Here is a 13,121-nt window from a genome sequence, read left to right on the forward strand (position 1 = left end):
CCAGAAGGATAGAGACAATGAAAACTTTGCTTAGCCGTTCTACTGTATCGCCAGCTAAATTAATCGGTTCACCTGCAAAATTAATCGGCGCAACGCTAATAACGGCAACACTTTCAATGCCAGCGATGGCGAAGGATGCTGATCTTGAGTCACTGATTGAAGCCGCTCAAAAAGAGGGTGCAGTTTACAGTGTGGGTATGCCAGACAGTTGGGCAAACTGGAAAGGCACATGGACTGACCTGAAAGCAAACTACGGTTTGAAGCATCAGGATACCGATATGAGCTCGGCGCAAGAGATCTCGAAATTTGAAGCAGAGAAGAAAAACGCAACCGCTGATATTGGTGATGTGGGTTTCGCATTCGCACGTGTGGCCGTAAAGAAAAACGTCACTCAGCCATACAAACCAACCACTTGGAATGACATTCCAGACTGGGCAAAAGACAAAGATGGTCACTGGGCTCTGGCTTACACAGGTACTATCTCGTTCATTTCAAACAACAACCTTGTTGAAGATGCGCCGAAAACTTGGAGTGACCTACTAGAAGGCGACTACAAAGTCACAGTGGGCGATGTCGGCGTAGCCGCGCAAGCAAACAACGCGATTTTAGCGGCAGCATTTGCTAATGGCGGTGACGAGTCGAACCTGAAACCAGCGATTAAATTCTTTGGTGAACTAGCGAAGCAAGGCCGCCTATCTTACACAGATCCAAGCATTGCGAACCTTGAAAAAGGCGAAGTGGAAGTAGCAATCATGTGGGACTTCAACGCACTGAACTACCGCGACAAGATTGACCGTGAGCGCTTTACCGTAAGCATCCCGCAAGATGGCTCAGTGATCTCTGGTTACACCACCATCATCAACAAATACGCGAAAAACCCGAATGCGGCGAAGTTGGCTCGTGAATACATCTTCAGTGACCAAGGCCAAATCAACTTAGCAGAAGGTTACGCGCGCCCAATCCGTAGCAGCGTTACGCTACCTCAATCAGTACAAGACAAGCTGATCTCAAACGATGAATACAGCAATGTTCACCCAGTGACTGACTTCTCAGCATGGGAAAAATCAGCACGTCGCCTGCCACGTCAATGGCAAGAAAGCGTATTGATTCACCAGCAATAACCCCGCTTAACACACCACCTTCAATAGGTGGCTTATAGAAACAAGCAATAGAGAATAGACCATGAGCAATAAGGTTATCCTTGTTGTTCTAGATGGACTGAACTATCAGGTAGCCCGTGATTGCATGGGCTACCTGAACGGTCTTCTAGAACTAAGCGATTTGCAGACAAAACAGGGCGATATGTATGAGAAACAGGGCGATTTGCAGAATAAACAGAGCACTTCGCAGAGCACGCAAAAAAACAAGCTGCGCGCCACGCTTTACCCTGTGCAGGGTGAGCTGCCATCTATGTCCCGTCCACTGTATGAGTGCATTTTAACTGGGGTTCGCCCTGTCGAGAGTGGCATCGTCAACAATCAAATCGTGCGTTTATCGAATCACGAGTCGGTATTTAGCTTGGCGAAGTCGCAGAACAAAGTGACGGCTGCAGCGGCATATCATTGGGTGAGCGAGCTGTATAACCGAGCGCCATTTGATGCAGTACGTGACCGTTTCACCAACGATGAAACCATGAACATCCAACACGGTTGTTTCTACCACTGGGACCACTACCCAGACGAAGCCTTGTTCTTGGATGCAGAGCATCTGCGCGTCACTCATCAACCTGATTTCTTATTGATTCACCCAATGAACATTGACGATATGGGACACAAGCATGGGCTAGATTCTCGCCAGTACCGCAACAGTGCACGTGGCGCGGATATCTACCTATCGAACTACCTTGAGAAATGGGTAGATGATGGTTATCAAGTGATCATCACCAGTGACCACGGCATGAACAATGACTTGTCTCACGGTGGCATTCTGCCTGAAGAGCGTGAAGTGCCATTCTTTGTGATTGGCGATAAGTTCACACACCAAGCCTGTTCAGTGAAACAGACCGATATCTGCGGCAGCGTCTGTCAGTTACTCAACCTTGAACACGATAAATCTTACACTCAGGAATTGTTGGCCTTATGAGCAGTTCTGTAATCACGCAGACCGATGGCTCTGCGCTTCAACCCAAAACCAAATCTTTGTTTCAACGCTTCAAGCCCGCTTTGTGGCTTGCGCCTTTCGCGCTGTTTTTCTATCTTTTCCAACTGGCACCTATGGTTTGGGTGCTGATCAACAGCTTCTTCTATGACGACGAACTCTCTCTCGAAAACTATTCTGAAATATTCGATTCTGCTTTCATGATGCAGGCTTTTGGCAACAGTTTATGGTTGTCGATTTGGTCGAGCATTGTTGGCTTGGCGATTGCAACTCTGTTGGTCTCTTCATTGCGCCGTGTTGATTCTAAAATCCGCGATGCGGTGATCGCGTTTACCAATATGAGCAGCAACTTCTCTGGTGTGCCTCTGTCGTTCGCATTCATCATCATCTTGGGCACCAATGGTGCGATTACCTTATTGCTCAAGCAGTATGGATTGCTGGGTGATTTCGACCTTTACGGCAAGTGGGGCTTGCTGGCGATTTACATCTACTTCCAGATCCCATTGGCGGTGTTGTTGCTGTATCCAGCGTTTGATGCTCTGAGTGACGACTGGCAAGCCGCTTCGGCACTGCTTGGCGCGAAAACTTGGCAATACTGGACCAAAATAGCACTGCCTGTGTTGTCGCCTGCCTTGTTCGGCACCTTCATCATCTTGATTGCTAATGCGATTGGCGCCTATGCGAGTGTGTATGCGTTGACCTCGGGCAACTACAACGTGATTACGATTCGTATCGCGAGCTTGGTATCGGGCGACTTGTTCTTAGAACCAAACCTAGCTGCGGCAATTTCAGTGATTCTGATGGCGATGCTGGCCTTCATCACCGTGATTAACCAATGGCTGATCAGCAAAAGCTACGCAGGGAAGAGAAAGTAATGAACACCGTCAATACTCGTTTTCATAAAACGGTTGTCTATTCGATTGTCGGCATCATGATGATCCCGATCTTAGCGACCTTTATTTACTCGATCTCTTCTCGTTGGGGCGCAACGATCCTGCCGGATGGCTTCACGTTAGATTGGTATATCAACCTGCTGACCGATCCTCGCTTCTTACAAGCTTTTGGTCGTTCACTGTTTATCTGTGTGGCAGCACTGTCATTGAGTGTGGTGTTGGTCTTGCCTGCGATTTTCGTTGTGTTTTACTATTTCCCGAAACTCGACAAGGTGATGAATATCCTGATTTTATTGCCGTTCGCGGTGCCGCCAGTAGTGTCGTCAGTCGGCTTGCTTCAGCTGTATGCAGACAGCGAAATCTCACTGATAGGCACGCCGTGGATTTTGATTGGTACTTACTTCACCATCGCGCTGCCATTCATGTACCGCGCGATTGCCAACAGCTTTGAAGCGATTAACTTGCATGACTTGATGGATGCAGCACATCTGCTCGGTGCAAGTACCACCAAGGCGTTCTTGTTGATTATTCTGCCAAACCTTAAGAAAGGCTTAATGGCGTCATTGTTCTTGTCGTTCTCGTTCCTATTGGGCGAGTTCGTGTTCGCCAACATCTTGGTGGGTACACGTTACGAGACACTGCAAATCTACCTATACAACATGCGTCAAACCAGCGGCCACTTCACGTCAGCCCTTGTGATGACGTACTTCCTGTTTATTTTCTTACTGACTTGGTTGGCAAGTCGTTTCAGCCAGGGAACAAAATAATGAGCTATGTAAATGCGAAAAACCTTACCAAAAGCTTTGGTGACAACACGGTGTTTGAAGATATTGAATTTTCCATCGAGAAGGGCGAATTCATTACTCTGCTTGGCCCAAGTGGCTGTGGTAAATCGACTCTACTGCGCAGCTTGGCTGGCCTGAATCCTGTTGATGGTGGCGAGATCTGGGTCAACGGTGAAGAGATTACTCACCAAGTGCCGCAACAACGTGGCATCGGCATGGTGTTTCAATCTTATGCGCTGTTCCCGAACATGACGGTTGAAGGCAATATTGCGTTTGGCCTCAAGATGAAAAAGCTTGCTGCTGACGAGATTAAACGTGAAGTGGCGAAAGTGATTGGACTGGTGGACTTAACGGGTAAAGAGAAATTCTACCCGCATCAGCTTTCGGGAGGTCAGCGTCAGCGTGTTGCCTTGGCAAGAGCCTTGGTGGTCAAGCCGCGTATTCTATTGCTCGATGAGCCACTTTCGGCGTTGGATGCGAAGATCCGTAAACACCTTCGCCAACAGATTCGAGATATTCAAAAAGAGATGAACCTGACCACGATCTTCGTGACTCACGATCAAGAAGAAGCGATGATCATGTCTGACCGCATCTTCTTGATGAATAAAGGTGAGATCGTACAAGCCGGCACACCCGAAGAGATCTACACTCAACCTGCTAATGAGTTTGTTGCTGGGTTCATGGGGCACTACAATCTGGTGCAAGCGAACAAAGCCAAGCAACTTTTCAATATTGAAACAGAGTGGAAAGTGGCGATTCGCCCTGAATCTATCTACGTGAAAGAGCAAGGCCGACAGTATGGCGAGCATATCTCTGCGCCGAAAACGGGCACAATTCGTAACCACCAGCTCTTGGGTAATGTGATTCGCTACCAAGTGGACGTCGATGAATGTGAATTAACTGTCGATTTACTTAACCGTTCCTCTGAGCGACTGTTGGCAAACGGCAGCCAACTTGAACTCCTGTTTAACCTTAACGAAATTCAACCTGTGAGAGCCTAAGATGTTCAAACCTTTGTATGTATTTGATATGGACGAAACGCTGATAAATGCCGATGCAGCGATGCTCTGGAATGAGTTCTTGGTTGAAAAGGGCATTGCCACTGCGCCCAACTTTATTGATGAAGATAAACGCTTAATGGGCCTGTATTCGGAAGGCAAACTGAACATGGAAGATTACCTCACGTTTTCCATGCAGCCATTAGCCGATATGCCAACAGAGCAAGTCACCGCCTTGGTGGAAGAGTGTGTTGAACAGCATATTTTGCCTAAACAGTTCAAGCAGTCGAAACCTTTGATTGAGCAGTTAGAGCGTGACGATATCGACATGTTGATCATCTCAGCCAGCGTCACTTTCTTAGTAGAAGCGGTCGGCCGTAAGATTGGTATCGAGAATGCACTCGGTATTGATTTGATTGAAAGCCAAGGCCGCTTCACGTCTCAGATCTCAGGTGTACCAAGCTACCGTGAAGGTAAAGTAACGCGTTTAAAAGAGTGGTTAGACAATCAAGAAACCAACTACTCAGATATCCACTTTTATACGGATTCAATCAACGACTTACCTTTGTGTGAACACGCTGATTTTGCTTATTTGGTGAACCCGTGTCCGCGTTTGAAAGCGTTAGCAGATCAACCGAATTGGTCGATTCTCAACTGGGATTAACGCTGATCCCATCTTTGAATTATGTTCGCTTTAGAACGAAAAAAGCCGCTGATGAAAGCGGCTTTTTGATTCGTATTATTCTATTTCTAGTTTGTAACCTATCCCGTAAATGGATTTGATGTAGTCACATTTTTCATTTATCGAGACCATTTTTTTGCGTAAGTTTTTGATATGGCTATCGATAGTGCGATCACTGACCACTCTTCTATCGTCGTAGATTTTATCAATCAATTGATCGCGACTATAAATGCGGCCAACATTTTGATAGAGAAGGTGCAAAAGCCGAAACTCAGCTGGCGTTAAACTTAGCTTAATACCACATAGGACAGCGGTCATACTCAATTCATCAATATCAATGGCGTTCGTTGGTGACGTGGCTTGGGGCTTGTTGGAACGGCGCAAAATATTTTTCACCCTCACAACCACTTCTCTCGGGCTGTACGGCTTACATATATAGTCATCTGCACCCAGTTCAAGCCCAACGAGTCGATCAATCTCTTCGACCTTGGCTGTCGCCATAACCACTGGGATGTCACTGAACGTTCTCAGCTCTCGATAAATATCCAACCCGTCTCGATTGGGTAGCATGAGGTCGAGAATAATGAGTTTAGGCGATGCTTGCTTTACCCAGTCAATGACAAGGTTACCATCGATAATATGATGACTTTCAAGGCCAGAGTGCTCTAAGTACTCACACAGTACACTTGCTAATGCAGGCTCATCTTCGACGACTAAAATCACGATTTTATTTCCTTTGGTAACGCTATGATGATTCGTAGTCCACCCAATTCTGAGTGGTCGGCAGTAATGTGTCCTTGGTGCGCTTCAACGATATTTTTACAGATAGATAAGCCAAGCCCAGAACCGCCACTTGAGCGACTGCGCGATTTATCAACGCGGTAAAGCCTCTCAAATAAACGTGGAAGTGATGCATCAGGTACACCTGGATCACTGTCTTCAACGTTGATAATAATACTATCACTAATGTCGGTAACATCTATCGATACATGCCCATTATCGCTAGTGTATCGTGCGCTATTTTCCAACAGATTCACAAACAGTTGTGTCAGTAATCTCTCATCACACGAGGTAAACAGTGGCGCCGAATGGTCATAGTGCTTTGTTAATGTGATGTTTTTTTGTTCTAAACGGATCGAGTTTTGAACGATCACAGAATCAATCAGTTTATGTATATCAACGTTGTTTTTAACATTGAGGTTAAATCCGATGTCATACAGGGAGAGTTGGTGAAGATCCTCAACGAGTTGACCCAACGTGATGATTTGTTGATGTAACGAGTCGATGTATTTTGGTTCAGGTGATCGAATACCGTCTTGTAGCGCCTCTAGTTCACTTCTAAGCACGGTGATAGGCGTTCTAAGTTCATGTGAAATATCTGATAACCACTGTTCTCTAAGTGTTTTCTGTTTTCTTAGTGTCTCGACAACACCGTTGAATATTCCGATGAGATCAGACAATTCATCATTGCCGCTTTTTTTAATGTAGAAATCGAGATCGCCATTTTCGATAGATTTGGCACCTTTCGACAAAGCACGCAATGGTTTCAAAAATCGCCTAACAAGAAACAAAGAGATAAGGAATGAAAGCAACACGGTAATCGATGCGATAGTGCTTACATGCGTCGTTTGTTGTTTGAAAAAGCTTTCTGCTAAAGGCCCTGATATTTCATCCATCTGGACGATGGAGATATACCCAATAACTTGATCATCCAGTGTTATTTCGACTAGTGCTTGATGCTGACCATCTTCAAGGTGATGTAGGTTTTCAGGCGGTCCAATTATGGCTCGCCCGTCTTGATCTAAAATGTTGAGTCGTTGCCAAATAGGTTGAAGGCCTGGCGCTTCCGGCTCTCTTAATGGTGGTGGCGATGAGTGTCTGTCACGAGGATGTGGTCGTGAGGGGCCGCTAATGCTACTGGCGATTAAATGTGGTTCACGCTCTAGCCGCCTCCACTTTTCGGAAGGTGAGTAATATTGCTTTAAGTTATTGGCGAGTTCTTGAGCTAGGGCAAGCTCATTATTATTTGTGAAATCTTGGAGCCCTCTTTGAAAACTGGAGTTAATAAAATAGGTCAGTACAAAGAGCATGGTCACGCACACCATTAGTATTGAAACAAACAGTTTGGTGAAAATTGATATGCGCACGTTCTCTCCAGAAATTAAAGTGAATTAAGACGATAGAGTGAGTTAAGACAATAAAATGAGATAAACCAATATTAGCCCTCGATCGTGTGGGAAATATGGACATTGATTTCTTTATTCATCTTAGGCCATGTATAAGCACTCTTTTGTTAGAAATGAATAGCGAGCTGACAGGGTGCTATACCCCATCAGCTCGCATTGAATTATCACTATTTTAGGATAACCCTCTAACCATTATTGACGTCTTGGTGGTGGTGGCGGAACTTCCTCTTCCGATAGACCACCGCTTCCATCTGCGTCTAGTTTATCAAAGTCATCGGCGAGTGGACCTCTGAGCTCTTCTAATTGTAACTCGCCATCACCGTTTGCATCCATTTCTTCAAAACTTGGCATTTCTCTTGGAGCTTCACGGCTTTCAGCACACGCTTGAAGCGCGAATGTCGATGTCAGTAAAAGTAATGCTGTCGTGATTTTTTTCATAATTTAATTCCTATTCGTAACCAAATATAAGTGTATTTCTTTGACGCAAATAGGTTAGCAATCAAATTAGCAGAGAAAATGGATAAATCTAGGAGATGAAAGTTAGCGTTTAACTTTAATAGGGCATCAGTTCATCAGTTCATCAGCCCATCAAGTCAGGTTGTTTAAACCTCCATTGTTTCTACATAGTTTCCACATTTTCTATTTTTATCCTAGTCCATTATTGAACTCATGAATTTAATGCCTTTAGCAATAAAGGCAGAAAGCTATCGTTGGTATTGAAATGGATTATTTTTTAGGAGCCGTAGAATGAAGGCAATGGTAAAAAAATCAGTCGTTGTCTCTTCTACGTTGTTGGTTGCTTCTTATAGTAACGCTGCTCTTTATAGGGTGGTTTTGGAGGAATCACCAGTAGAAACTGAATCGGTGTATGGGGTCGCAGTTGAACCAGAGCTTGGTACAACGGATTGCTTTAGTACCAGTTGTGGTGACACCGACTACGCATTCGCAGGGGAAGCTCAAAATGCAGAACCAGGTTTTTCCTTTAAAGAGGAGGTCCCCTTTGGCATCGATAACACGTTCTACTATTTGGATTATGACGATATCTATAGCTACTGCACGAGCGAACTTGGCTACGCGACTTGTGAAGCTTGGAGTTCTTTATTGTGGTATGGCGATGATGATGCGGGCATTGGAGGCTTGAAAAATGAGCGTGATGCGTATTACGGGCTGAGCTATCAGACCAATTCCACGGCTTTTTATGATTCTTCTTCGCTAAGCGAGATCCCAGATGTTGGCAGCAACCCACCTGATGTGAGCAGTTATAGTTATTCCTTTGTTGATGGAACAGAGGAGAAGGTCATCACTAAAGTTGACGAGAATGGTTTTGTTCTTGGTAACACCAGCAGTGGTTACTACAGTTATAACAACCAATATATTCAGTTGTATAGGCAGCGTGGTTACTACGATACAGGCACTGAATTTACGGTTCTCCAACCTGAAGCCGATACCAGCATTACGATCAGCGATGCTGACGGCGAAGCGAATATAATCTCCCAAATGGGAAGAACGAGGGCTTTTGACTCTTTCAGTTATGGAGGGGAAAGCTATGTGGTCGGAAGCGCGTCCGTTGCGACTTTTTATTACAGTGATGGATACAAAGATTATGACTCTCCGTACACATCCGACAGTGATGCTGAGGATCTAGATAATTGTATCGATGAAGATATTGAGCCTGCTTTATATCCAGAGTGTCAGAACTTTGCTTTTGCTAATCGAGCTTTTGTCTGGAATATAACCGATGCGAATGGTCCCAATGATGATGGAAACCGTTTTGCAGTATCCGATTGGGAAACCAGTTCGACCTATTACTCTTACAACGATGATGAAGCTTCAGCACAAGCGAGTGTGAGGGCTGCAACGATTTCGTCTAGAGGGACATATAGCTCTTATCCTGTTTTAGTTGGTTACAATACGGAACTAGATGATTCAGATAACTTTCTTATGCAGGCTGCTGTGTTTAGGCCAAGCAGTACGTCAAATTTCAGCGTTTCGGAAAATGCTTGGACGACTACATTTATCGCTAATGCGACGGTAGAAGTGAGTGATTCATACATTCACAGTAATTCTGTCGCAACAGACATTAATGAAAACATGATGGTTATTGGTTATGCAAAAAGAGATGGTGATTATCCGTCGGATCGTGTGTCTGATAATCGTATGTTCGTCGCTGATGCGAATGACACAACGCCAACAGCCACATTCTTCGCAAGTTTAGGTGAAGACATTTTCTTTGACAGTGCAGAGGGAAAAGCAAGTGAGATCAATAGCTACAATGAAATCGTTGGCTATGTTGACGCCGAAACTCACGCTGAAGTAGACGGACATGAAAGAAGGCATCGCGGCTTCATTTTCCCTTATAACGACACTGGTACCGATGCTGATAGACGTGCAAGATATAATGATCAAGCTTGGTGGTTAGACGACCTAACTAACGGTGGTGACGACAGTGATGCCAACAACCACTTTAGAATATTGGACGCAACCGACATTAATGACGCGGGTGTTATCTCAGGGACGGCAATACAATGTTTTGCGAGTGAAAGTAGCTCCTCTTCTATGGCTTATGATTCAACCGCACACTTTGCTTATTGTAATGATGGAGTAGGTGACGAGAGGGTGGTGGCTGTAAAACTTATCCCGATATCTGGAGCAACAAGTGAAGACATTGCTGAAAGAAGTGATGATAGCGCTGAAGATGTTGAACGTAGTGGTGCCGGTACCGGGCTATTGGTGCTTATCAGTTTAATGTCCGTGCTTTCAGTTCGCTTGAAAAAGTCTCGTTCTGTGATTGCCTAAATTGATGACGTGCTCACGAGAGAAACAACCTCTATTTGACCGTCAACCATTAAAGTAATGGGTTAGGTTTGATACTTCGTCCCATAAGAATACCGCTGGGATATGAAGCTTTTTAAAAGAGCATCACCTGTTTTGTGATGCTCTTTTTACGTTCAACATACACTTATCTCTTTCTGCTTTAGCCAAAAAAATCACATGTAACAATTCAATAACATCTCTTGCTCTGCTGTAAATCAAACCACCCTCTTTCAATCCCTTGATAGCACTCACTTTGTTGTTGTGAGGTTTTGTGTGTAACAAATATTTTACAATTTGACGGGTTTTTAGCGTTATTGCCCATTTCCTTCGATGCATTCCAATCTTTCCGCTTGTGGGCCAAATTTAATTAAGGACAAAAAACACGTAATACAAAACCAATAGGTACAAGGAGAAAGTTCATGGTGGATACATACAACCCGCTTGGCACGGATGGATTCGAGTTTGTTGAATACACGGCCGTTGACCACAAGGGAATTGAGCAACTTAAAGCACTGTTTGTGTCACTTGGTTTTGCTGAGATAGCCAAGCACCGCTCAAAAGAAGCTTGGCTGTATCGACAAGGTGATATCAATTTTATCGTCAATGAACAGCCTCACAGCCAAGCGGAAGCGTTCGCTAAAGTTCACGGCCCATCGGTGTGTGGCATGGCGTTTCGTGTCAACGAAGCAACAGCTGCAATGGAGCAAGCGTTTAAGGGTGGCGGTGAAGAGTACAAGACAGAAATAGGGCCGATGGAGCTTAGCATTCCTGCCATTTACGGCATCGGTGAAAGCCTGCTCTATTTGGTGGATCGCTACGGCAAGCAGAGCATCTACGACGTTGACTTCCGATTCTATGATGACGCGGAAGAGCGCATGGCGAAAGCCGATGTTGGTCTTTATGAGATCGATCACCTCACGCACAACGTGAAACAAGGCAATATGGATCTGTGGTCTGGTTTTTATGAGCGTATCGGTAACTTTCGTGAGATTCGCTACTTCGACATTGAAGGTAAGCTGACAGGCCTTGTGAGCCGTGCCATGACCTCACCATGTGGCAAGATCCGTATTCCAATCAATGAGTCTTCAGATGACAAATCACAAATTGAAGAGTTCATTCGTGAATACAACGGCGAAGGTATCCAACACATCGCGCTTGCTACGGATGACATCTACAAAACGGTGAAAACCCTGCGTGATCGCGGCATGGACTTTATGCCAACCCCAGATACCTACTATGAGAAAGTTGACGATCGTGTAAAAGGCCACCGGGAAGATACCGATCTGTTGCGTGACCTACGCGTTCTGATTGATGGTGCGCCGACCAAAGACGGCATCTTGCTGCAAATTTTCACACAGACGGTAATCGGGCCTGTGTTCTTTGAAATCATTCAGCGTAAAGGTAATGAAGGCTTTGGCGAAGGTAACTTCAAAGCGCTGTTTGAATCGATTGAAGAGGACCAGATTCGTCGAGGAGTATTAGACGATGCATAAATGGATCTCGTTTCCTCATCGGGAGGGTGTGTGCTCTAAACAAGCGCACGCCGATTTTCCCGAAGAGGCAATTTATGAGCGAGAGGCGGGCCGAAGTGGGTTCTTCGGCCCAGCGGCTCACTTTCATCACCAACATGCCCCAACAGGTTGGTCGGAGTGGGAGGGTGATCTGCGCCCTCGCGCTTTTGATTTCACGCTGGTGGAAAAAGCCAGCCAGATAACGCCTTGGGCTGTGCCTCATCTTTTGCACAATGCGGACTGCAAAATTCGTGTGTGGCGCATGGACGAGAAGATGGATTTCTTGGTGCGTAATTCCGACGGTGATGAGCTGCTGTTCATTCATCAAGGCAGCGCCGATCTCTATTGTGACTATGGTCATCTAGAGGTGAGTGAAGGGGATTACGTGATGATCCCGCGCTCAACCAATTGGCGCTTGGAGCCAAGTGAGCCGATGTTCATCTTGATGATTGAGAACACAGACGCGGCTTATTCCTTGCCTGAGAAGGGCATGGTCGGCAATCACGCGGTGTTTGATCCAGCGGTTCTTGAAATCCCGTCGATCAACGATCAATTCCGCGCTCAGTACTCCGAAGATCAAACCCAAGTTCAGGTGAAACGCCACGACAAAGTCAGTGTGATCACTTATCCGTTCAATCCTTTAGACGCGATTGGTTGGCATGGGGATTTGGCTGTGGTGAAAGTGAATTGGCGCGATATCAGACCGCTGATGTCACATCGTTACCACTTGCCACCGTCTGCGCATACGACCTTTGTTGGCGCAGGCTTTGTAGTGTGTACCTTTGTGCCACGCCCGATTGAGAGCGATCCAGGTGCGTTGAAAGTGCCGTTCTATCACAACAATGACGACTACGATGAAGTGCTGTTCTATCACGCTGGTGACTTCTTCAGCCGCGATAACATTGAAGCGGGCATGGTGACCTTCCACCCTGCAGGCTTCACGCATGGGCCTCACCCAAAAGCCTTTAAGGCAGGGCAAGCGTATAAGAAAAAGTTCACTGATGAAGTCGCGGTGATGATCGATACTCGCCACGCGCTGCAGTTCTCTGATGAACTCGATAGCGTTGAGAACAAAGAATATGTCTACAGTTGGCAAGACACGGGTTTGCAAGAGACAGGTTCTCAAACCATGGCTGACGATAAGAAGTAAGGGAC

Annotated in this window: 13 protein-coding genes; 9 read left to right on the forward strand and 4 right to left on the reverse strand. The window is 45.6% G+C overall.

Annotated elements, in window-relative coordinates; all coding sequences use genetic code 11:
* Window positions 1–17: 17 nt before the first annotated feature.
* From LMH68_RS16760 to LMH68_RS16785, 6 genes are all read left to right on the forward strand, one after another.
* Window positions 18–1,121 (forward strand): ABC transporter substrate-binding protein, encoded by a 1,104-nt coding sequence (locus LMH68_RS16760; protein WP_102332330.1) that lies wholly within the window; start codon window positions 18–20, stop codon window positions 1,119–1,121.
* A 61-nt stretch (window positions 1,122–1,182) separates the two neighbouring features.
* Entirely contained in the window at window positions 1,183–2,082 is a 900-nt protein-coding gene (locus LMH68_RS16765) for an alkaline phosphatase family protein (RefSeq protein WP_229647582.1), read from the forward strand.
* Window positions 2,079–2,972 (forward strand): ABC transporter permease, encoded by an 894-nt coding sequence (locus tag LMH68_RS16770; RefSeq protein ID WP_102502128.1) that lies wholly within the window; start codon window positions 2,079–2,081, stop codon window positions 2,970–2,972. The genes LMH68_RS16765 and LMH68_RS16770 overlap by 4 nt, the downstream gene beginning before the upstream one ends.
* On the forward strand, window positions 2,972–3,757 hold the full coding sequence (locus LMH68_RS16775) for an ABC transporter permease (RefSeq protein ID WP_004732591.1): 786 nt from the start codon (window positions 2,972–2,974) through the stop codon (window positions 3,755–3,757). Before LMH68_RS16770 ends, LMH68_RS16775 begins: the two co-directional genes overlap by 1 nt.
* Window positions 3,757–4,776: an ABC transporter ATP-binding protein gene (locus LMH68_RS16780; protein WP_017078395.1), complete on the forward strand. Its 1,020-nt coding sequence runs from the start codon at window positions 3,757–3,759 to the stop codon at window positions 4,774–4,776. The genes LMH68_RS16775 and LMH68_RS16780 overlap by 1 nt, the downstream gene beginning before the upstream one ends.
* Before the next feature lies 1 nt (window position 4,777).
* Window positions 4,778–5,437: an HAD family hydrolase gene (locus tag LMH68_RS16785; RefSeq protein WP_229647581.1), complete on the forward strand. Its 660-nt coding sequence runs from the start codon at window positions 4,778–4,780 to the stop codon at window positions 5,435–5,437.
* Between the two features lie 75 nt (window positions 5,438–5,512).
* Here the strand turns inward: LMH68_RS16785 and LMH68_RS16790 are convergent, their stop codons facing one another.
* The 3 genes from LMH68_RS16790 to LMH68_RS16800 form a co-directional block, all read right to left on the reverse strand.
* Window positions 5,513–6,178 (reverse strand): response regulator, encoded by a 666-nt coding sequence (locus tag LMH68_RS16790; RefSeq protein ID WP_136974564.1) that lies wholly within the window; start codon window positions 6,176–6,178, stop codon window positions 5,513–5,515.
* Complete coding sequence (locus LMH68_RS16795; RefSeq protein WP_229647621.1) at window positions 6,175–7,545, reverse strand: ATP-binding protein; 1,371 nt, start codon at window positions 7,543–7,545, stop codon at window positions 6,175–6,177. Before LMH68_RS16795 ends, LMH68_RS16790 begins: the two co-directional genes overlap by 4 nt.
* A gap of 288 nt (window positions 7,546–7,833) precedes the next feature.
* A complete protein-coding gene (locus LMH68_RS16800) occupies window positions 7,834–8,079 on the reverse strand; it encodes a hypothetical protein (protein ID WP_229647580.1) in 246 nt (81 codons plus the stop codon).
* 309 nt (window positions 8,080–8,388) lie between these two features.
* On the opposite strand from LMH68_RS16800, the gene LMH68_RS16805 reads away from it, so the two are divergent.
* On the forward strand, window positions 8,389–10,437 hold the full coding sequence (locus LMH68_RS16805; protein ID WP_229647579.1) for a DUF3466 family protein: 2,049 nt from the start codon (window positions 8,389–8,391) through the stop codon (window positions 10,435–10,437).
* Window positions 10,438–10,560: 123 nt separating this feature from the next.
* On the opposite strand, the gene LMH68_RS16810 is transcribed toward LMH68_RS16805, so the two are convergent.
* The gene (locus LMH68_RS16810; RefSeq protein WP_229647578.1) at window positions 10,561–10,791 is read right to left on the reverse strand and encodes a hypothetical protein; all 231 of its coding nucleotides are present in this window, start codon (window positions 10,789–10,791) and stop codon (window positions 10,561–10,563) included.
* A gap of 83 nt (window positions 10,792–10,874) precedes the next feature.
* On the opposite strand from LMH68_RS16810, the gene hppD reads away from it, so the two are divergent.
* Window positions 10,875–11,948, forward strand: coding sequence for a 4-hydroxyphenylpyruvate dioxygenase (gene hppD / locus LMH68_RS16815; RefSeq protein ID WP_229647577.1), 1,074 nt, complete (start codon window positions 10,875–10,877; stop codon window positions 11,946–11,948).
* On the forward strand, window positions 11,941–13,116 hold the full coding sequence (locus LMH68_RS16820) for a homogentisate 1,2-dioxygenase (protein ID WP_104216085.1): 1,176 nt from the start codon (window positions 11,941–11,943) through the stop codon (window positions 13,114–13,116). The genes hppD and LMH68_RS16820 overlap by 8 nt, the downstream gene beginning before the upstream one ends.
* The last annotated feature ends 5 nt before the right edge of the window (window positions 13,117–13,121 follow it).

Origin of the sequence: Vibrio sp. F13 (assembly GCF_020806305.2) — a bacterium.
In the GTDB taxonomy this organism is placed as follows: domain Bacteria; phylum Pseudomonadota; class Gammaproteobacteria; order Enterobacterales; family Vibrionaceae; genus Vibrio; species Vibrio crassostreae_C.